Annotated in this window: 17 protein-coding genes; 5 read left to right on the forward strand and 12 right to left on the reverse strand. The window is 72.6% G+C overall.

The genetic code is table 11. From position 1 onward, the window contains the following. The first annotated feature begins 34 nt into the window (after positions 1-34). Positions 35-1,534, forward strand: coding sequence for an MFS transporter (locus J7F03_RS12365; RefSeq protein WP_214948817.1), 1,500 nt, complete (start codon positions 35-37; stop codon positions 1,532-1,534). Positions 1,535-1,618: 84 nt separating this feature from the next. On the opposite strand, the gene J7F03_RS12370 is transcribed toward J7F03_RS12365, so the two are convergent. The 5 genes from J7F03_RS12370 to J7F03_RS12390 all read right to left on the reverse strand — a co-directional run bounded on the left by J7F03_RS12370 (position 1,619) and on the right by J7F03_RS12390 (position 7,645). Beyond that, positions 1,619-3,112: a peptide MFS transporter gene (locus J7F03_RS12370; protein WP_214948819.1), complete on the reverse strand. Its 1,494-nt coding sequence runs from the start codon at positions 3,110-3,112 to the stop codon at positions 1,619-1,621. 419 nt (positions 3,113-3,531) lie between these two features. Beyond that, the gene (locus J7F03_RS12375; protein WP_214948821.1) at positions 3,532-5,712 is read right to left on the reverse strand and encodes an MMPL family transporter; all 2,181 of its coding nucleotides are present in this window, start codon (positions 5,710-5,712) and stop codon (positions 3,532-3,534) included. 92 nt (positions 5,713-5,804) lie between these two features. Next, on the reverse strand, positions 5,805-6,371 hold the full coding sequence (locus J7F03_RS12380) for a DUF4865 family protein (RefSeq protein ID WP_214948822.1): 567 nt from the start codon (positions 6,369-6,371) through the stop codon (positions 5,805-5,807). Positions 6,372-6,546: 175 nt separating this feature from the next. Next, entirely contained in the window at positions 6,547-7,065 is a 519-nt protein-coding gene (locus J7F03_RS12385) for a MarR family winged helix-turn-helix transcriptional regulator (RefSeq protein WP_214948824.1), read from the reverse strand. Between the two features lie 79 nt (positions 7,066-7,144). Beyond that, entirely contained in the window at positions 7,145-7,645 is a 501-nt protein-coding gene (locus J7F03_RS12390; RefSeq protein WP_214948826.1) for an SgcJ/EcaC family oxidoreductase, read from the reverse strand. Between the two features lie 525 nt (positions 7,646-8,170). Between J7F03_RS12390 and J7F03_RS12395 the strand changes: the two genes are divergently transcribed. Both J7F03_RS12395 and J7F03_RS12400 read left to right on the forward strand, forming a co-directional pair. Beyond that, a complete protein-coding gene (locus J7F03_RS12395; RefSeq protein WP_251071812.1) occupies positions 8,171-8,908 on the forward strand; it encodes a methyltransferase in 738 nt (245 codons plus the stop codon). Continuing rightward, positions 8,905-10,494: an FAD-dependent oxidoreductase gene (locus tag J7F03_RS12400; protein ID WP_214948834.1), complete on the forward strand. Its 1,590-nt coding sequence runs from the start codon at positions 8,905-8,907 to the stop codon at positions 10,492-10,494. Before J7F03_RS12395 ends, J7F03_RS12400 begins: the two co-directional genes overlap by 4 nt. Positions 10,495-10,599: 105 nt before the next feature. Here the strand turns inward: J7F03_RS12400 and J7F03_RS12405 are convergent, their stop codons facing one another. The 4 genes from J7F03_RS12405 to J7F03_RS12420 all read right to left on the reverse strand — a co-directional run bounded on the left by J7F03_RS12405 (position 10,600) and on the right by J7F03_RS12420 (position 15,352). Further along, entirely contained in the window at positions 10,600-12,384 is a 1,785-nt protein-coding gene (locus J7F03_RS12405; protein ID WP_214948838.1) for a hypothetical protein, read from the reverse strand. Continuing rightward, on the reverse strand, positions 12,384-13,193 hold the full coding sequence (locus tag J7F03_RS12410) for a hypothetical protein (RefSeq protein ID WP_214948840.1): 810 nt from the start codon (positions 13,191-13,193) through the stop codon (positions 12,384-12,386). Before J7F03_RS12410 ends, J7F03_RS12405 begins: the two co-directional genes overlap by 1 nt. A gap of 50 nt (positions 13,194-13,243) precedes the next feature. Next, the gene (locus tag J7F03_RS12415) at positions 13,244-14,599 is read right to left on the reverse strand and encodes a PD40 domain-containing protein (protein WP_214948841.1); all 1,356 of its coding nucleotides are present in this window, start codon (positions 14,597-14,599) and stop codon (positions 13,244-13,246) included. A gap of 264 nt (positions 14,600-14,863) precedes the next feature. Then, a complete protein-coding gene (locus J7F03_RS12420) occupies positions 14,864-15,352 on the reverse strand; it encodes an SRPBCC family protein (protein ID WP_214948842.1) in 489 nt (162 codons plus the stop codon). Between the two features lie 98 nt (positions 15,353-15,450). Here J7F03_RS12420 and J7F03_RS12425 point away from each other — a divergent pair, with 98 nt between their 5' ends. Beyond that, entirely contained in the window at positions 15,451-16,017 is a 567-nt protein-coding gene (locus J7F03_RS12425; protein WP_214948843.1) for a MarR family winged helix-turn-helix transcriptional regulator, read from the forward strand. Here the strand turns inward: J7F03_RS12425 and J7F03_RS12430 are convergent. The 3 genes from J7F03_RS12430 to J7F03_RS12440 form a co-directional block, all read right to left on the reverse strand. After that, a complete protein-coding gene (locus tag J7F03_RS12430; RefSeq protein WP_214948844.1) occupies positions 16,007-17,200 on the reverse strand; it encodes a cytochrome P450 in 1,194 nt (397 codons plus the stop codon). The genes J7F03_RS12425 and J7F03_RS12430 overlap by 11 nt on opposite strands. Positions 17,201-17,258: 58 nt before the next feature. After that, positions 17,259-18,701, reverse strand: coding sequence for a multicopper oxidase family protein (locus J7F03_RS12435; RefSeq protein WP_214948845.1), 1,443 nt, complete (start codon positions 18,699-18,701; stop codon positions 17,259-17,261). Positions 18,702-18,803: 102 nt separating this feature from the next. Next, positions 18,804-19,556 (reverse strand): SDR family NAD(P)-dependent oxidoreductase, encoded by a 753-nt coding sequence (locus J7F03_RS12440; protein ID WP_214948846.1) that lies wholly within the window; start codon positions 19,554-19,556, stop codon positions 18,804-18,806. A 250-nt stretch (positions 19,557-19,806) separates the two neighbouring features. Here J7F03_RS12440 and J7F03_RS12445 point away from each other — a divergent pair, with 250 nt between their 5' ends. Continuing rightward, the gene (locus tag J7F03_RS12445; protein WP_214948848.1) at positions 19,807-20,763 is read left to right on the forward strand and encodes a hypothetical protein; all 957 of its coding nucleotides are present in this window, start codon (positions 19,807-19,809) and stop codon (positions 20,761-20,763) included. Positions 20,764-20,773 lie beyond the last annotated feature (10 nt).

The raw sequence follows: 20,773 nt of genomic DNA on the forward strand, positions 1-20,773 counted from the left end.
AGGAACAGCGTGCTCAGGCCGGAAGGAACGCCCCATGGAAACCCGCAACCCACGTCGCTGGTGGATCCTCATCGTGCTCTGCCTCAGCACGCTGGTCCTGGTCGTCGACAGCATGGCCCTGACCGTCGCGGTGCCTTCGATGTCCGCGGACCTCGGGGCGAGCGCCCAGGACACCCAGTGGATCCTCGACTCCTACATCCTGGTCTTCGCCGGGCTCCTGCTCACCTCGGGCAGCCTGGGTGACCGGTTCGGCCGTCGGAAGATCATGATCATCGGCCTGCTGCTCTTCGGGGCGGCGTCACTGGCCGCGACCTTCTGCACCAGCCCCGGCGAAGTGATCGCCGTACGCACCGCGATGGGCGTCGGCGGTGCGCTGATCATGCCCTCGACCCTGTCGATCCTCATCACCGTCTTCGACGAGGACGAGCGCGGCAAGGCGATGGCGGCCTGGGGCTCGGTGTCCATGCTCGGCCTGGTCGGCAGCCCGGTGCTCGGCGGCGTCCTGATCGACCACTTCTCCTGGCACTCGATCTTCTTCATCAACGTCCCCGTCGTCGTACTGGCGATCGCGGCGGCCCTCGTCCTCATGCCGGAGTCCAAGGGGCCCTGGCAGAAGCCCGACCCGCTCGGCGCGGTGCTGTCCGCGGCCGGCATGACCGCCCTGATCTGGTGGATCATCGAGCTCCCGCAGCACGGCGCCTTCGGCGGCCGCTCCGGCGTCACCCTGGCCGTCGCGGTCCTCTCCCTCGCCGGGTTCGTCGTCTGGGAGAACGTCACCCCCTCGCCGATGGTGCCGCTGGTCCTGTTCAAGCACCGCAACTTCAGCGGCGGCTCGCTCTCGCTGACCCTCGTGCAGATCGGCAACGGCGGCCTGCTGCTGGTCCTCACCCAGTACCTGCAGTTCGTCCTCGGCTACTCGCCCGTCAAGGCGGGGCTCGCCTTCGTACCGCTCGCCGTCGCCGCGCTCATCGGCAACGGGGCCGGCGCCGGGCTCGCCGCGAAGATCGGCAACCGCCTCCTGGTCCTGGCCGGAATGATCGTCATGGCCTCCGCCTTCGCCCTGCTGGCCACCGTCTCGGCCGACACCGGCTTCGCCGTCCCCGCCGTCGCGCTCGGCCTCCTCGGCCTCGGTGCCGGCCTCGCGATGCCCGCCGCCGTCGGCGCCCTCATGGGCACCATCCCCGAGGAGAAGGCGGGCGTCGGCTCGGCCCTGAACGACACCATCCAGCAAGCCGGCACCGCGCTCGGCATCGCCATCCTCGGCTCGCTCCTGACCAGCGGATTCGGCAAGCGGATGCCGGCCGACGCCCCCGAGGCGGCCAAGCAGTCGATCGGCGGCGCACTGGCCGTCGCCCAGGGCGAAACCGGCCTGGTCCACGCCGCCCGGGAGGCCTTCACCTCCTCGATGTCGACCACCTTCACCATCAGCGCGATCGGCGTCCTGGCCGCTGCCGTGCTCGCCGCCCTCGTCATGCGGGACGCCAAGCCCGAACCCGCCGCGGCCCCCGCCGAGGAGAAGGAACTGACCGCCTGAGCCCCTGCCCCGCGAAACGGCCGGTGCCCCACCAGGGCGCCGGCCGTTTCGTGTTCGCCCCCGGTCCCGGCCCGGGCGTGCGGGTCAGACGCCCAGGAGGCGGGTCAGCGGGCGGCGGGCGAGGAGCAGGCAGGCGGCCACGGCCAGGGCGGCGAGGCCCAGCGCGAGGAAGTAGCCAGGGCCGGGGACCTGGTGGCCGGAGACCTTGAGGGCGTTGCCGCCCACGCCGCCGCCGAGCGCGCCGGACAGCCAGAACAGGGAGACCATCTGGCTGGTGAAGGTGGCGGGGGCGACGGCCGTGGTGGCGCTCATGCCGACGGGGGCGAAGGCGACCTCGCCCGCGGCGAGGAGGAGGAAGGCCGTCACCAGCCAGAGCGGTGAGACGCGCTCCCCGCCCGAGGCGGCGAGCGCGGCGAGTGCCATGAGCAGGTAGGCCGAGGCGGTCGATCCCATCCCGATCGCGTACTTCACGGCGGTGGGGATGCGGTCGCCGGAGCGCTTCCACAGCCAGGCGAACAGGGGTGCGGTGAGGAGGACGAACATCGGGATGGCCGCGTGGAACCAGCTGGCGGGCACCGTGGTCCCGAACATCTCCCGGTCGGTGGACTCCTTGGCGAAGAGGGTGAAGACCGAGCCGCCCTGCAGGAACAGCGCCCAGAAGACCGCCGAGGCCAGGAAGAGCCAGATGTAGGTCTTGACCCGGATCCGCTCCGCCGCGCTCAGCAGCGGGTTGCGGATCAGCCGCCAGAAGCAGATCACGGGCGAGACCACGCAGAGCAGGCCGATGAGGGCCATGACATGGCCGATCTCGAACGAGCCCAGCAGGGCGTCCGTTCCGTATCCGGCGAGCACCAGGGCGGCCGCGGCGAGGGAGACGCGCAGTACGCGGCCGCGCTGGAGCGGGGTCGCGGCGCGCTCGGGTGCGCCGCCGACGCCCTGGAAGTGGCGGCCGCCGCGCACGTATTGGACGAGGCCGGCGCCCATGCCCAGGGCGGCCAGTGCGAAGCCGAGGTGCCAGTTCACGCCTTCGCCGACCGCGCCCACGACGAGCGGTGCGATCAGGGCGCTGACCTGGACGCTCATGTAGAAGACGGCGAACCCGGCGTCGCGGCCCGCGCGGTCCTGGCGGTCGTAGAAGGAGCTCAGCAGGCTCGCCATGTTGGGCTTGAGCAGGCCGGTGCCCGCCGCGATCAGCAGCAGGCCGGGGTAGAAGAAGCCGGTGAGGGGCACGGCCATGCACAGGTGCCCGAGGCCGATCGTGACGCCGCCGTAGAGCACCGCGCGGTACGAGCCGAGGATGCGGTCCCCGATCCAGCCGCCGGGTACGGAGGCGATGAACACCGAGGCCATGTAGAGGCCGAAGAGGAGGGCCGCGTCCTCGTTGGACATGCCGAGGCCGCCGTCGGAGGCCGGCTCGGTCGCGTAGAGGACGAGGATGGCCGACATCCCGTAGAAGCTGAAGCGCTCCCACATGTCCGTGCCCCACAGGGTGAGGAACCAGCGGGGCTGGCCGAGCACTCCGGCGGCGGACTGCTCGGGCGGGTGCGGTGCGAGGCGGGGCTGGGTCGGGGCGGCCATCGGTCTTCGGCTCCTCCGTGCGTACGGGCAGTCGGGCAGAGGGGGAGAGGGTCGCGGCGGCCCTTCGGGAACGACCGGAGGACTACCGGAGGGCCGGCGGAGAGCGGCTGGAAGACGGGGCGCGTACGGCTCGCGTACAGCTCGCGGAGGCGGGAAGACCTGCGGCGCCCGGGCAGGGGGATGCCGGGCGCCGCGGTGAGGAAGGCGGGATCCAGGGCGGCCCGGCGACGACGGGGCGGGGGGATGCTCGCCGTCGGTGGGGCCGCCCTGGTGGTTCGTCCCGCACACCGTCAGGAAAGCGCCCGCTGCTCGCGATGGACTACAGCGGTACCGGACCTGCCGGGCCCGGGTGGCGGGCGGACGCACCGCGGCCCGGGACGGGTGTCCGTCCCGGGCCGCTCGCACAGGGTGACGCCCGGTCAGCCGTGCTTCTCGATGTTGAGCTTGGGCAGCATCCGGTCCAGGCCGGCCGGGATCCACCAGGCCTTGCGGCCCATCAGCTGCATGGCGGCCGGGACGATCAGGAGCCGGATGACGATGGCGTCGACGAAGACCGCGACGGCCATGCCGAAGCCGAACTGCTGGAGCATCCGGTCGCCGCCGAGCATGAAGGCGCCGAAGACCGAGATCATGATCGCGCCGGCGGCGACGATGACCGATCCGGTGTGGGCGAGGCCCTCGCGGATGGCCGTGGCGGGCTCCTTCGTGCGGTCCCACTCCTCGCGGACCCTGGAGACCAGGAAGATCTCGTAGTCCATGGAGAGGCCGAAGACGATCGCGAAGATCATGATCGGGAGGAAGGCCTCGATCGGCCCGGGCTCGACGCCGAACATGCCCTTCTGGAAGACCAGGGTCATCGCGCCCAGCGCGGAGCCGATGCTCAGCAGGTTCAGCAGGGCGGCCTTGATCGGGATCAGGATCGAGCGGAAGACGATCACCAGAAGCACCAGCGAGAGGCCCACGACGATCGCGATGAACACCGGCATGCGCTTGGCGACGGTGTCGGAGTAGTCCACGACGGCCGAGGTGGCGCCGCCGACGAGGTACGTCGCCTTGTGCTGCTTGGCGAGTTCGGGCAGGACGTTGTCCCTGAGTTCGTGGACGAGGTCGGAGGTCTTGGCGTCCTGCGGCGCGGAGGTGGGGAAGACGATGACGGTGAACGCCTGCTGGTCGTTCGAGGGGAAGGCGGGTGTGGCCGCGGCGATGCCGGGGGTGGAGTTGAGCTTGGCCGACAGGGCCTCGCCGGCCTGGCTGTCGCCCTCGGCGACCACGACGAGCGAGCCGTTGAAGCCGGGGCCGAAGCCGTCGGCGAGCAGGTCGTACGCCCGGCGGCTGGTGGACGCGGCGGGGTCGTTGCCGGCGTCGGCGAAGCCGAGGCGCATGTCGAGGGCCGGTGCGGCCAGCGCGCCGAGGGCGACCACGGCGAGCAGCAGGCCGGCCAGCGGGCGGCGCTGCACACCGCTCGACCAGCGGCGCCAGGCGGCCCCGCCTTCGGCGGACTTGCCCTTGGCGACGCGCTTTTGCGCCTTGGCGGTGAACTGACGGGCGAACCGCTTGCCGAAGATCGCCAGCAGGGAGGGCAGCAGGGTGAGCGAGGCCAGCATGGTGACGAGCACGGTCAGCGCGAGGGCGACGGCAGTGCCCTGGAGCGAGCCGAGGCCCAGCGCCACCAGGCCGAGCAGGGCGACGATGACCGTGCAGCCGGCGAAGAAGACCGTGCGTCCGGCGATGTCGAGGGCCTTGGCGGAGGCCTCCTCGGGGCTTGCCCCCTTGACCAGTTCGGCCCGGTAGCGGGCGAAGATCAGCAGTGCGTAGTCGATGCCGACGCCGAGACCGACGAGGATCAGGATGTACGGCGTGTAGCTGGCGATGGTGAAGACGTGCGAGACGATCACGATCGCACCGAGGGTGCTGCCGACGGCGAACACGGCGGTGATGATGGGCAGTCCGGCGGCGATGATCGTGCCGAACATGATCGCGAGGATCACCAGGGCGGCGAGCATGCCGGTGCCTTCGGCGGCCCCGCTCTCCTGCTCGGCGATCTTGCGGGCGGCGTCACCGCCGAGCTCGACCTGGAGCTGGTCCGACTGGGCCGTTCGCGCGGTATCGAGGATCTTCTGGGTGTCGGCCTTCTCCATGTCCTCGCTCTTGCCCTTGAGGACGACGGTGGCGTAGCCGATCGTGCCGTCCTTGGAGACGGCCGAGGTCTCCGTGTAGGGGCTCTGGACCTGGGCGACCGTGGGGAGCTTGGCGACCTCGTCCAGCATCGCGGTCACCCGCTGCTTGGTGTCGGCGCCGGCGAGTCCGGCCTCGTCGCGCAGCACGATCTCCACGCTGTCGCCGGCCTGGGCGGAGCCGTGCTTCCCGAGGACCTCCAGCGTCTGCTGGGTTTCCGTTCCGGGCAGCGAGAAGTCGTCCTTGTAGGAGTCTCCGACGGCCGAGGCGCCGCCCCAGACGCCGAACAGAATGACGGTCCACAGTAGGAGGGCGGTCCAGCGGTGGCGCTGGCTGAAGCCCGAGGTGCGTTCCAGAAGGGTCTTGCGGGGGGGCGGCGGCGTGGCGGGGCTGCCGACGCCCCTGACCGGGGTGGTGGTCACCATGCACTCCTTGTCTAGGCAACTCGCCCAGATCTCCACAGCGGCGTCGAGCGCGGCTGGAGCCTCGCTCGAGCGCCGGGCGGATGTGCCTGGACTCAGCTGGTCGTGTTCTGCGGTGGGCGGGACAGGTGCAGCACGCGCAGCACGCGGACGCCGTCCTTGGGCTGCGGGGCGCCGTGTCCCTCGTGGAGGAGGGTGCGCCGGGTCACCGTCATGGTGGCCGGATCGAGTTCGGTGATGTGCGAGTGGACGGCCGGGTCTTCGAGGACGGTCCGGTGGCGGGCCTCCTCGGCCCGCGCGGCCTCCCGTAGATCGGTCAGGGGCCCGAGCGCTTCGCTCTCGGAGAGGAGGTACGAGGTATCCCCGGTGCCGAGGTGCTGTTGGAGCACGGTTCCCGTGTGGACGGGCACCGGGCCGAACGCCGCGCACAGTCCCGCGTACTCGGCGCCGGTGAGGAACGATCCGAACTCGGCCGGATCGGCCCATATGTAGAAGGGGGCGTAGCTGTTGTGGCCCGCGTCGGCGGCCTCCGAGACGCAGAAGGCCTTCATCAGGAGCCCGGGCCGCCGGTCCCAGGGGGCCGAGCGGTCGGCCACGCGCCGGGCGATGCCGGTCATGTCGTAGTCGGCCGGCAGCGTGATGGAGTAGTGGGCGCTCAGCACGGTCGGGGTCACCTCATCCGGTTGCTCTGGCCGGCGGACAAGGCTGCCGGTGACCGGAGTGTGACGGGCCGCGCTCGAGCGGCGGTGGTGCGGCCGGATTGCGCCGGAGGTGGAGGAGGGCAGGGGAGGGCAGGGCAGGGCAGGGGAGCCGGCGGGGCTCAGGAGCCGGCCGGACTCAGGAGCCGGCGGGGACCTTCGCGGTCTTCACCGGTTCGCGGGTGAGCAGCCGCAGGGTCTCGGTGTGGAAGATCTCGTTGCCCTTGGTGGTGATCTCCAGGAGCAGCTGCTGCTGTTCCTCGGTCAGTCCGGAGAGCAGTTTGCCGAGGGCGGCGCGGTATTCGACGAAGACCGTCTCGACCCGCTCGGCGAAGGCCTCGGGGACGGCTTCGACGATGACCCGTCTGCGGTCCTCCGGGTCGGGGCGGCGCTGTACGAATCCGGCCTTCTGGAGGTGGTCTATCACCGCGGTGATGGCCCCTCCGCGGCTGAGTCCGACGCGCTCGGCGAGCCGGCCGGGGCTCATCGGGCCTTCCAGGTCGAGCAGGCTCAGGCAGTTGAAGTCGGTGGCGTTCAGGCCCACCGACTGGGCGACCGCGGACTGGAAGAGGACGGTACGCGCGGCCTGCACCCGCAGTGCGGTCGCGAGCGACATCAGGGTGCCGAAGGAGCGGTCCTCTTCACCGTGCGGTTGCATCCTCGAGCTGCCTCTCTGCCGGTCCGGTGCGGCCAGAGTACTGGCGGGGACCCGCATGTGTGCGTCCGGTCCCGGCCGGTCAGCGGGCCTGCCGGGAGCGCAGGGCCCGGTCGACCCGCAAGCGCACGGCCTTGGAGGCCACCGCGAACAGCGGTCCGGAGGTCGGGAACGGCTTCACCCGGCTGTTCTGGAAGGACGCGATCATCCAGCGGCCTCCTTCGCGTACCAGGATCAGGGTCTGCCTCGAGAGCCGCTTGGCGGTGACCTCGTGCTGCCAGGGGAAGAGCGCCGCTCCGGTGGAGACGACGACCGCGGTGTGCTCGTCGATCACGCGGACGCTCTCGATCTCCTCGCACAGCAGCCGGGTGCCGTACAGCATCGTGCGGAACATCAGGTCGTGCATGTCCGCGATCTCCTCGCGGCCGTCCAGCATGACCCCGTTGAACTGGACGTACGCGGCGTCCGAGGTGAAGAGCCGGGCGTATCCGGCGCCGTCGGCGCGGTTCCAGCAGTCGGACAGCTCATCCAGCAGGGAGCGGACCTCTTCGACGACGGCGGGGCTGGTGGCGGTGGTCTGCATGACGATTTCCTTTGCTCTATTTTCGTGCTTCTCGCTTTCCGTGTATCTCTAATTTAGAGAGGTGTAGCGAGGTCTGTCAACCCCGCCAGCCGCGCTTGAGCCGGTGTCGAGGAACCTTCAGGACCATCGGGCCGCCCGTCAGAGGAGCCCGGCCACCCGCCAGGGGGCACCGGAGACTTTCGGAAGAGGTGCATTCCCATCGACAACCACGAGACCGCGCAGACCGGTGGTCCGAGGCCGCCGCAGGCACAGACGACACCGCGGGGTCCGGGCGGGCGCCCGGCGTTCCTGGACGTCTTCACCCCCATCGGGGTCCGAGTCGCGGCCACCCTGCGCATCGCCGACCACATCGCGGCAGGCATCGACACCCGCGACGGACTCGCCGCGAAGACCACGACCGACGCCGACTCCCTGGGCCGGCTGCTGCGCTTCCTGTCCTGCAGGGGCGTCTTCGAGGAGACGGAGTCCGGCACCTACGCGCTGACCGACACCTCGAAGCTCCTGCTGGACACCCACCCCTCGCGGATGCGGCACTGGCTGGACCTGGAGGGCGCGAGCGGACGCATCGACCTCGCGGCCTGCGGCGGCCTGCTGCACGCGGTCCGCACCGGTGAGCCCGGCTACGACCAGGTCTTCGGCCGCCCCTTCTGGGACGACCTCGCCGACGACCAGGTGCTGACCGACACCTTCAACGACCAGATGGCCGCCGTCCAGGGCAAGCTCGCCCCCGCGGCCGCCGGCGCCTACCCCTGGGACACCCTGGGCCACATCGCGGATATCGGCGGCGGAACCGGCGCGCTGCTCGCGGAGATACTCAAGGTCGCCCCCGCCGCCCGCGGCACGGTCGTCGACCTGCCCGGCACCGTCGAGGGCGGCGCCGCCCGCTTCGAGGCGGCCGGCCTGTCCGGCCGTACGGAACTCATCGGCCAGAGCTTCTTCGACGAACTCCCGGCCGGCGCCGACATGTACGTACTCAGCCAGATCCTGCACGACTGGGACGACGAGGAGTCCGTCGCCATCCTGGGGCGCTGCGCCGAGGCCGCGGGCGAGACCGGCCGCGTCATGATCGTCGAGCGGGTCATCGCCGAGGACGAGGGCAAGCAGCTGAACACCGAGTACGACCTGCGCATGCTCGTCTTCAACAAGGGCCGCGAGCGCACCGTGGAGGAGTTCGCCGCGCTGGCCGCCCGTGCCGGGCTCAAGCTGCGCGGCGTCACCGGGCTGCCCTCGTACCACTCGCTGCTCGAATGGGAGCGCGCGTGACGTCCGGGACACCCGGTCCCGAGGTGCTGGTGGTGGGTGCGGGGCCGGTCGGGCTCTGCACCGCCATCGAGCTGGTCCGGCGCGGGGTCCGCGTGCGGATCGTCGACCGGCGGCCGGAGCCGCGTACCGGCACCCGGGCCTGCACGGTGTGGCAGCGGTCCCTGGAAGTCTTCGACCTCATGGGCCTGCCCGTCGAGGAGTACCTCGCCTCGGGCGTGCCGTACACCTTCCGCACCCACCACTTCACCGGGCACCCCCCGCACGTCCGCGACGCCGCCCAGCCGGGCACCCCGTACCCGCGGCCGCTGCTCGTCGGGCAGCAGGACACCGTGGCGATGCTCACCCGCCATCTGTCGGGGCTCGGCGTCGAGGTGGAACGCGACCGTACGGCCGAACCCGTGGGGCAGGACGCCGACGGCGTCACCGTGCGCCTCGAATCGTCCGACGGGAGCGCCGAACTGATCCGCGCGGGCTGGGTGGTGGGGGCGCAGGGCCCGCACAGCTCGGTCCGCGACGGGATGGACGCGTCCTGGGAGAAGAAGCACTACCCCGGCACCCAGCTGCTCCAGGTCGACACGCGCTGGCAGGGCTCGCTCCCGGGCGATCCCGCGCACTGCCACCTGTTCCTGACCCGGGAGGGCTCGCTGGGCAGCGCGCCGCTGCCCGACGGGCGCCACCGCTTCTACATCGGCGTCGCCGACACGGGGCGGACCGGAGATCCGGAGGTCGAAGAGGTACTGGAGGCCGCGCGCCGGGTCACCGGCGTCCACGACCTGGAGTTCCACGACGCCCGCTTCAACTGGCGGGTTCGGCTGTACAACGCGGTCGCCGGGTCCTACCGCGACGGCCGCCTCCTGCTGGCGGGCGACAGCGCGCACACCTTGATGCCGGTGACCGCCCAGGGCATGAACACCGGCGTCCAGGACGCCTTCAACCTGGGCTGGAAGCTCGCCGCCGTGGTCCGGGGCGAGGCCGGGGACACCCTGCTCGACAGCTACGAGGCGGAGCGCCGGCCGGTGGCCCTCGGCCTGGCCGAGCGCAACCACCGCACGTACTGGGGCGGTACGGGACCGGTGCCGCCCTTCGACCGGCTGTACGCGGCGCTCGACCACATGGGCGCGGGCCACACCGGCCTGCCGCTCGCCTACGGGGACAGCCCGCTGAGCGGGCAGCCGGAAGGCGTGGCGGCGGACGGGCCGGGGCCGGCCGCGGGCGACCGCGTGCCGGACGCGCCGCTGCACTCCCCCGAGGGCCGGCTGTTCCGCCTGATCGGGCGGGACTCCTGGACGCTGCTGGCCTTCCCCGCGGACCCGGCCGACGCCGAATCAGCGGGGCTCGCGGCCAAGGAGATCGGGCCGGCCGGCTTGCGGGCCGGCGTCACCGCCCGCGTGGTGGGCAACGCCTTCGGCGGCACCGTCGGCGGCGGCACGCGGACGCTGGCGGACCCGGACGGCGTGCTGCGCGCGGCGTTCGGCGCGGAGGCCGGGGCGGTCTTCCTGGTCCGGCCGGACGGGTACGTGGCCTTCCGCGGCGGCGCGCACGACGGCGCGGCCCTGGAGCGCCACCTCGACGCGGTGCTCGGCTAGGCCCTCCCGGCCGGCTGCGTCCCGGCGCCGAAGCGGCCCCGCGACCTTGTGGTCGCGGGGCCGTTCTTGCGGGCCGGGGCCCGCCCTCGGGTCGGGAGGCCGCCGTCAGAAAGACAGCGGGAACAGGGCCTCGAAGTCGCCCGTCCGGGCCGCGCGCAGGACCGCGAGGGTCCGTAGCGGCGTGTGGTCGGCCTTGCCCAGGGCCTCGGGGGTCTCCGCGCAGCGGTCGCCCGAGCACAGGCCCGCGCGGGTCCAGCCGGCCACGGCGTCCGCGGTGGGCCGCTCCGCCCACAGGCCGAGCACCGACGCCTCGAAGGAGGCGTCCTTGCCGGCGCGGTAGACGCCCTCGCCGACCCGCTGGGCGGCGGCTTCCGCGGCTGCCTGGCGGGCCAGTTCCGGGTCTCCGCACTCCTGGGCCGCGGCCCGCAGCCAGGCGCCGCGCACCACCGAGTGCCCGGCGCCCGGCGCGGAGGCCGCGGCGGCGGCCTTGGCGGCGGCCGTGCGGTAGACCGAACCGGCTTCGCACACCAGGGACTCGGCCGCGGTGGAACCGCGCAGGTCGATCGCGCTCAGCAGCAGGCGCGCGTCGTCGTCGGGCTTGACCCCGTCGGTGGACGGGGCGGGCAGCGTACGGTCCACCTCGCCGGCGGCCGCAACGCCGACCGCCTTGCCGATCAGCCGCAGGTCGACGCGTTCCACCAGGGCGGCCGTGTCGTACGGCGCCTTGCGGCCGGCCGCCGCCGGCAGCCAGACCTCGCGGATCTGGCGTTCGAGGCCGGGGGCGAACCGCGCCAGGGAACCGGTGCCGTTCGCCAGCGCGACGGCGGCGGCGGAGGCGCCCAGGGCGCCTTCCGCGGCCTGTTCGGCGGGCCAGCCCGCCCGGGAGTGCGCGCCGGCCGCCAGTGCCCGTACCCCGGCGCAGCCCAGGCCGAGCGCGACGGAGGTGGCCTGCGGATCGCTGTGGGCGGCGCCGGGCAGTGCGACGCCGCCGTCCGGGCGGACCAGGCCGGCGCAGGTGGCGGGATCGAAGGCGGGCAGGGCCACCCCGAGCTGGTCCGCGGCGCCGCGCAGGGCGGCCTCGGAGGCGAGGCGGACCGGGTCGGCGCCGAGTGCGGTGAGCGCGCGGTGGGTCGCGGTGACGAGTTCGGCGGTGTGCGGGGGCACGGCGGCGGAGCCGCGCAGCATTCCGGCGCTCTGCAGCAGGGCGGCGGCGGCGTTGGGGTTCGCGGCGGCGTCACCTGCGGTCATGGCCGCCAGGGCCCCGCGGTTGGCCTCCCGGACGGGCGCGGGTACGGGCAGCCCGAGGCGGGTGAGCACGCGCAGGGCCACGGCGGTGCTTCCGGGGTCGGCCGCGGCGGTGCTCGGGCCGGTCCGGTAGCCGCCGCCGCCGCGCAGGGACTCCAGGGTGCGCGCGACGCGGTCGCGGTCGGCTTCGCCTCCCGCCGTGAGGCGGGCGTCCACGGCGAGTGCGACCTGGGCGACGGCGGGCAGCCCCGAGGAGGCCATCCGGCCCTCCTCGGCGGCCGCGGTCCACAGGGCGAGCCGGGACGCCTCGACGCGGACGTCCGGGGTCTTGGCCTGTTCGGCCAGGCGCAGCCGCCATGCCGTCTCGTACAGGGAGAACGGGGAGTTCGCCGCGGACTGGGCGCCGTCCACGAACCAGCCGCGCTCGCCGTCGCTCACCCAGGAGTCCAGGAGCAGGGCGTCGGTGTCGAGCGGGGGCACCGCGGCGGGCACGACGGAGGCGCCGGCTCCCTCCGCGCCCGCGGCGCCGCCGTGCTGCGGGGAGCAGGCGCTGACGGCGGCCACGGCGGCGAGGAGGACGGCGGCACAGCGCGCCCGCACCGCTCCCCGGGGGGAGCGGTGCGGGCGCCGGAGGGTGGCGGGCATCAGCTGTAGGACCTGTCCTGGCTCGTCACGGTGAAGAAGGACGAGCCGAACTGGAAGGTGCCGGTGACCGAGTGGCTGATCCGGAAGACGTTGGAGTAGTCGTCCTGGCTCGGCGGGTAGAAGGCGACCTGGTCGTAGGCGTGCTCGCTGTACCAGTTGTTCTGCACGCTGGTGGTCCAGCTGGCCTCGGCGAGGCTGCCGGTGCTCCTGACCGCCGCGCCCTGCGGTGCGCCGACCACCCAGAACGGGGCGCCCACCGAACCGATCCGCCAGCTGTCGGTGTGCTCGATGCTGTCCGCGTTGAACGGGCGGCCGCCGAGCCAGGCGACGTCGGAGGAGGTGCCGGTGAAGATGGCGTAGTACTCCATGAACGGCACCTTGACGAAGCTGGAGCCGGCGGCGGTGAGCTCGCCCTGGCCGGCGCCCGGGACGGTGATCCGCTCGGACTTCGAGGAAGTCAGCCACTGGTCGCGGACCGGGAAGCCGCTCTGGTCGCCGTGGCCGCCGCCGTCGTCCGCCTGGGCCTGGGCGGGGCCGGCCGGGGCGGGGGTCTTCGGTGCCTTGCGGGTCTCGGCACGGTGCTCGCGGACCTCCTTGACGAGGTCGCGCTTGTTGCGCACCGACGCGTCGGCGGTGAGTACCTTCGCGTGCGCGTCCTCCTTGACCACGACCGTGCCGGGGACCGGGGTTCCGGCCGCCTCGGTGCCGGTCGCGCCCTGCGCGATGCCGGTGGCGAGTCCGCCGAGCAGCAGCGCGAACGTCGCGGCGTACGCGGCGGTGCGCCTGCGCCCGCCGAGGGTGATCCCCATGGTGTGCGTCCCTTTCTGCATGGCAGTCGTGTCGGTTGTGGGAGCCGAGGTCACGGGTGCCGGCGTACGAAGATGTCGGGCTGGCCGTTGGTGTCACCGGCCGTCAGGTTGGTGGCGTACGAGGTGAACACCACGGTGGAGGCGTTGAAGTCGGCCTCGGGGAAGTAGCTGGCGGCGTCGGCCTGCTGGCCGGCACTGGCGACGCTCTCGCGGCGCAGTTCGCCGCTGGGCAGGGTGGCGACGAAGATGTCGCGGACGTTGTTGGTGTCGGCGCCGACCAGGTTGGGGCCGGAGGACGACATCGGGATGTGCAGTGCGTCGCCGGTGATGCTGGCCCAGAAGGTGCCGCCGGGCGCGGGGACGCCGTCGGCGCCCTTGTCGATCAGGCGCAGCTCACCCGTCTGCAGGTCCTGCAGGTAGGTGTGGTTCTGGCCGGTCGCCGGGCTCTCCGCGGTCAGGTTGGTGGCGTGCGAGTTGAGTACGACGTAGCGGTTGTCGTCGCTGATCGTGCCGCCGATGGTGATCTGGTCCGACTCGACGCCCGCGGGCGATACCGACAGCCGGGTGGTCTTGCCGGTGGCGAGCTCGTGCAGGAACTCGTCGACCTTGTGGTTGGTGTCGCCCGGCGAGATGTTCGACGCGTTGGAGAAGAAGGTGACGAACTTGCCGTCGGCGCTGATCTGGGTGCCGTCGGTGGCGGCGTCGCCGGGGGTTCCGTCGTCGGCCCTGCTGGTGCGCACGACCGTGCCGGTCGCCATGTCCCGGACCACGGTGTCCCACACGCTGGCGGGGGTGTCGCCGGGGATGAGGTTGTCGGCGGAGGTCGCGAAGGCGACGAGCCGTCCGTCGGCGGTGATCGTCGGGCGCATGCTGTCGCCGTTGCCCGGGGTGCCGTCGCCCGCCGCGGAGACCAGGACGGTGACGCCCGTGAACAGGTCGGTGCGGAAGATGTGGGACTTGCCGTTGGTGACGCCGGCGACCAGGTTGGTGGAGTCGGCGGTGTAGACGACGTAGCGGCCGTCCGAGCTGATGATCGGGTCGATGCCGGTGCAGCCGTTGGACTCCGCGCCGCCCAGACCCTGGTTCACGCGCGTCGTGACGCCGCGGTTCAGGTCGCGCAGGAAGATGTCGCTGCAGTCGTTGCGGTCTCCCCGGACCAGGTTGCTCGCGTGCGACGCGAAGACGACCAGGCGTCCGTTCCCGCTGATCGAGGCCCGCTCGCTGGGGCCGTTGGCCGGCTGCCCGCCGACTCCGACACTCACCAGGAGCGTCTCGTCGGTCGTGACGTGGCGGCCCGGGCGCCCGGCGGCGGGTGCGGGGGCGGCGGCCACCGCGACGAGCGCGAGCGCGGTGCCCAGCATCGCTCCGCACGCGGCCCGGACTCGGCCCGCTCGGTCCTTTCTCATGCATGCCTCCTCGTACACCGCTCGGCCAGGCGGCCGTTCGGTCGCGCAGAGACTCACACCGGGACCTCGGAAAAGGCTTAAGAAGGACTTGACGGCCGAGATCCGCCCTGGCCCTGTCCGGGCGATCCGCGCGGATCAGCCCGGCCCGGCGGCGGCCGCCGCGTCCCGGGACGTGACACAGCCACCCGGATCCGCGGGGGACGGACGACCCGGATGGCTGTGGATCTTTGGGGCGGCGGCGGCCACGGGCCGCGCCGTGACCGGCTACTTCAGGGCCGCGCCCACGCGGGTGGCGCAGCCCAGGCGCCGCCCGACCGCGGTCAGTACGGCCTGGAGGCGGCGCTCCAGGCGGGACTCGACGCCGATGCTGGCGACCTTCTGCCCGAGGCGGCCGGAGCCGGGCACCAGGTTGTGGACGCTGAGGACGACGCGGCTGCCCTCGCCGGCCGGCTCGACGGCGTACGTGCCTCCGTACCAGGTCTGCACGCGGACGACGCGGGCCTCGCGGTCGACGGTGACCTCCAGGTAGTCCTCGCCCGAGTCGCCGAACCTGCCGGTGAACTGCGCGGGTCCGCCTTCGAGCGTCAGGGCGCCGCTCTCCTGGGCGTGGTCGCCGGCGAGGACGAGGGCGTTGCCGTCCACTCCCGCATCACCTGTCCGGACGTCCAGCAGCAGTTGGGCGACCTGCTCGGCCGGCGCGTCCACGGTGCCCGTGACGATCCACTTGGCCTGCTCCGCCATCGACGTGTTCATGGCTTCCCCTCACCGTTAAACTATTCCTGCACGTGGGACTTCTCCATGACTGGGAAATCTCGATTCATCGAAATAAATGGTGCTCCCGGAGGTGCCCGATGTCAACTCGCCCAAGTTCCCCCAGGTCAGAGCTGATTGCGCAGATCGAGGACGGCGTCCGCGACAACGGCGGACGCGGTCAGCTGCTGCATCAGGCCATCGCTCAGCACTTCGGTCTCAACCCGACGGACATGAAGTGCGTCGATCTGGCCAGGAGCGAAACCCGGCTGACGGCGGGCCGGCTCGCCGAGATCACGGGGATGAGCACCTCGGCGACGACCGCGGTGCTCGACCGGATGGAACGGGCGGGATTCATCGAGCGGGTGCGCGACCCCGAGGACCGCCGCAGGGTGATCGTCGTGTCCACGGGTCGCCGCGAGCAGGAGGTCGCCGAGGCGTTCCTCCCGCTCAAGGACGCCATGCGCTCCCTGCTGGAGTCGTACGACGACGCGCAGCTGGAGCTGATCGGCGAGTTCACCTCGCGGGTGAACTCGCTGCTCAGGGAGGTGACGAGGGAGATCCCGGGCGGCCGGGGAGGTTCCCCGGCCGCACCCGGGTCCGCGGCGGCGGCCGCCACACCGGCCGCCGCACCGCCCGGCGCACCGCGAGCCGCCGTCACCAGGTGACGGGGAGCGAGGTGACGCCGCGGATCATGCCGCCGCCCCAGACGAGCTCCTCCTCGGGTACGGCGAGCCGCAGCTCCGGGAAGCGGCGCAGCAGCGCCCCGAAGGCCACCTGGAGCTCGACCCGGGCCAGGGGCGCGCCCAGGCAGCGGTGGATGCCGTGGCCGAAGGCGATGTGCCGGTTCTCCGGCCGGGTGAGGTCCAGCTCGTCCGCGCCGGGGAAGACGGCGGAGTCCCGGTTGGCGGAGGCCGTCGAGGGGATGACGGCCTCACCGGGCTTGACGACCACCGAGCCGATCTTGACCTCCTCGGTGGCGATCCGGATGGTGCCGCCGCTGACCGGCCCGGGGGTCCAGCGCAGCAGCTCCTCCACGGCGGCGAGCGGGAACCGCTCCGCCCCGCGCAGGGGGGCGAGCTGTTCGGGGTGGCGCAGCAGCGCGACCACCGAGTTCGCGAAGGAGTTGGCCACCGTGTGGTAGCCGGCGGTGATCAGGGTCGCCGCGACGGCGATCAGCTCGCCCTGGCTCAGCCGCTCCTGCGCCTGCGCCTCGATCAGGCCGCTCAGCAGATCGCCGCCGGGCTTGCGGCGCTTGTCCTCGACGAGTTCCGCGAGGTATTCGGCGAGCTGGGTCCGGGCGTCGGTGACGGCGCCGGCCGCGCTCGGAGCGAGGGTCAGAGCCGCGTCGGTCCAGTCGCGGAAGGCCTCCCGGTCGGCGTCGGGCACGCCCAGGAGGTCGCAGATGACCGTGATCGGCAGCGGCCGGGCGAGCATCGGTACGAGGTCGGCGGGCCGGCCGGACTCCTCGATGACGTCGAGGAGTTCCTCGGTGGTGCGGACGATGCCCTCGCGCATCCGCTCGGCCTGCCGGCCGGTGAACACCGAGGCGAGCAGCCGACGCAGCCGGGTGTGGTCGGGCGGGTCCATCGCCATGATGGAGTCCGGCTCGGGACTGGCCGGGCCGAGCCGCGGGGCCCCCGGACGGGTGGTGGCCGCGCGGCTGAGCCTGGCGTCGTTGAGGACCGCGCGCACGTCCTCGTACTGGGTGGCGAGCCAGGCCCAGTCCCCGGTCGGCAGGTCCACCCGGGCCACCGGGCAGGACTCGCGCAGCTCGCGGAACTCTGGCGGAGGGGTGAAGAGCTGACTGAGCTGGAACGGGAAGCGCAGCCCCCCGGTGTCGTCGGACACAGCCTTCCTCCCGGAAGAGATCGATGACGTGCGGCGCGCGTTCAGGAGGCCGGCGCGGTCAGTTCTCCACCGCCATCTGGCCCATCATCCCCATGTTCAGATGGCCCATCAGGTGGCAGTGGAACATGAACAGACCGGTGTAGTCGGTGAACTTGATCTTGAACTTGACCGTCTTGCCCGGCATGACCGTGACGGTGTCCTTCAGGCCGGCCTCGCCGGGCCCGGGCGCCGCGCCGTCGCGCTCCACGACCTGGAAGTGCTCCAGGTGCGTGTGCATGGAGTGCGGTATGCCGAAGCGGACGTCGGTGTTCTCGACGGTCCACAGCTCGGTGACGCCGACCTTGGGGCGCAGGTCCACCCGGTTGATGTCGAAGTGCAGGCCGTTGATCAGGTGGTGGCCGGTCGCGGGGTCGAAGTTCATGACGAACTTGCGCTCCACGGTGGGCGTGCCGATGTCCGGGACCGCGCGCAGGGTGTCGGGCACCCGGCTCGGGTCCGCCGCCCTGCGCACGACGTCGAAGCGCATGACCTCGGCGGGCTCGCCCGCGAAGCCGATCAGGTTGCGCAGGACGATCTTCGAGCCGACCGGGTAGCGCGAGAAGTCGATCACGATCTCCTGGCGCTCGGCCGGCCAGATCTCCAGCACGCGCGCGGACACCGGGGCGGGCAGCAGACCGCCGTCGGAGCCGATGTGCGTCATCTCGTCGCCCTCGCCGAGCTGGAGCAGGAACGCGCGCTCGTTGGAGGTGTTCGCCAGCCGGAAGCGGTACTTGCGCGCGGCGACCTCGAAGAACGGGCGCGGGGCGCCGTTCACCAGGATCGTCGGACGCTTCATGAAGCCTTCCGGGTCGTAGACCAGCGTGCCGTCCTCGGCGAACTGCGCGTCGCGCAGGTGCAGCGGCACGTCGTACTGGCCCTTGGGCAGCGGCAGCCGCTCCTCGAAGTCGTCCGTGAGGATGTACGAGGCGGCGAGGCCCCGGTAGATGTTCTCGGCGTGCGCCTCGTGGGAGTGGTCGTGCATCCACATCGTCGAGGCGCGCTGGGTGTTGGGGTAGTAGAAGACCCTGTTGCCGCCGGGCGACACCTGGTTGTTGGGGTGGCCGTCCGAGGACGCCGGGACGTGGCCGCCGTGCAGGTGCATGGAGAAGGGCACGTCGAGGGCGTTGACCTGTTCGATGACGACGGGCCGGCCGCGGGTGGCCCGGATGACCGGCATCAGCTCGCCGTTGAAGGTGCGCATCTTCGTCGTGGTTCCCGGTATGACGGTCTTCTCCACCTCCCGGGTCGTCAGCCGGTAGACGTCGTACCCGCCCCGCTCACCGCCGCGTCCCTGGGACCGGCCCGAGGGGCGCAGCACCTTCGGGATGCGCAGCGGTACGGCGAAGAGGCTCTCCGCGCCGGCCGGTGCCGTGGTGCCCGCGAGGGCGACCCCGGCGGGGGCGGCCGCCGCGATCAGACCGGTGGCTGCGCCCGCCTTGATCAGTTGTCTGCGCGTCAGCACGCTCTCTCCTCATCCCGTGTGTTCCTCAGCGCATTCAGGCCCAGTCGGCTCGTCGCGCACTTGAGCGCCGGTGGTGCGTACCGGCCATGCAGGGGAGGTGTTTCAGCCGCGATGGATCTTGTGGTGGGCCGCCTGGGCGCGCGGCCGGACCACCAGCAGATCGACGTTGACGTGGCTGGGGCGGGTCACCGCCCAGCCGACGGTGTCGGCGACGTCCTGCGCGGTCAGCGGCCGCGCGACCCCGTCGTACACGCCCGCGGCGCGCTCGGCGTCGCCGCGGAACCGGTTGAGGGCGAACTCCTCGGTGCGTACGAGGCCGGGGGCGACCTCGATGACCCGTACGGGGCTGCCGCACAGTTCCAGCCGCAGCGTGCCGGCCAGGGCGTGCGCGCCGTGCTTGGCGGCGACGTAGCCGCCGCCGCCCTCGTAGGGCAGGAGCCCGGCCGTGGAGGACAGGACGACCACGGTGCCGTCGCCGGAGGCGACGAGGGCGGGCAGCAGCGCCTGGGTGACCTGGAGGGCGCCGACGACGTTCACCGCGAACATCGCCGTCCAGTCGTCGGGGTCGGCCGCGGCGACCGTCTCCGTGCCGATCGCCCCGCCCGCGACGTTCACCAGGACGTCCACCCGGTCCAGGCCGTCGGCGAAGGCCCGGACGGCCCGGCGGTCGGTGACGTCCAGGGCGTGCGCCACGGCCTCGTGCCCCGCGTCCGCGAGCTCCGCGGCGAGCGTCTCGATCCGGTCCTTGCGGCGCGCGGCGAGCACCACCCGGTAGCCCTCGGCGGCGAGCCGGCGCGCGGTCGCGGCGCCGATCCCGCTGCTCGCACCGGTGACGACAGCGGTACGGGTGGACATGGAGCCTCCTGCGGGGCGTTGCGCCGGATCTCGTGACCCGCCGCATCGTGCCCAAAGCCGCTAGAGAACGCCTGCACCCGGTCTCGCGCGAAGGCCCCGTACGGCCCCGTGGCGGGGCCCGCTCTCGATGAGACCTGAAGTCGCTCTTGAGGCGCTCTGCGGAGCATGCCGCATCCCGGACATCGATCCGCACCCCCGGGTGCGAGCAGCGTGCCGGCCGGCAGCGGCCGGGACGGAGGAGGAACCGCAGATGCACGCGACCCCAAGCGCCGAGGACTCGCAGAGTCCCGGGCCCGGACTCGGACGACGCAGACTACTGATCGGCCTGGGGGCGGGGGCCACGACCCTGCTCGCGGCCGCCCCCGCCGTGGCGCACGGCGGGCCGGGCGACCGCCGCCGTGGCGACGCGGCCGTGATCGGCGCCGTCGCCGCCGCCGACGGGATCCGGCTGACCACCGACCAGGTGCCCGCGGGCCCGGTGACGCTCGTGGCGAGCACCACCGACGACAAGGTCCAGCGGCCGCTGGGCCTGGTCCGGCTGCGCGCCGGCGTCGCCCTGACCGCCTTCCTGACGCACTACCAGACGGCCGCCACCTCCAAGGACCCCGCGGAGCGGCACGCCGCGCTGGCGCTCATCGACTCCGAGGCCCACTACTTCGGCGGGCCCGCCGTCACCAAGGCCAGCGGGAAGATCGAGATCTCCTGGATCCTCACCCCCGGCACCTACCACCTGCTCGACTACACGCTGCTCGACCCGGCCCGCCCCGAGCTGGTGCGCAGCATCCGGGTCGGCGCGCCCGGCCCCGGCACCTCGGTGCCCCGCGGGGCCCCCGACCTCATCGCCGCGTACGACGAGGGCCCGCTGGGCCGCTACCTGATCGGCAACACCCTGGACGCCCGCGGGGAGTTCACCGTCGTGAACCAGACCTCGCAGCTCAACGAGGTGATGTTCCTGCGGGTGACCCCGGGAGCCGGCAGCTCCGAGGTCGCCGCCTGCATGGAGGCCCTGGCCCACGGCCAGCAGCCGCCCACGTACCCGTTCACCGGGGTGCCCTCGGGAATCACCCCCCTCTCCCCCGGCTCCACCGCGGTCCTCTCGCAGTCGCTCGAGCCCGGCCAGTACCTGGTCACCTCCTTCATCAGCAACCGCGAAACGCTGGTCAAGCGGGCCTTCGAAGGCATGTGGAAGCTCGTCACCCTGCGCTGACGCGTCGGTC

It is taken from the genome of Streptomyces sp. ISL-43, from assembly GCF_018614195.1.
In the GTDB taxonomy this organism is placed as follows: Bacteria; Actinomycetota; Actinomycetes; order Streptomycetales; family Streptomycetaceae; genus Streptomyces.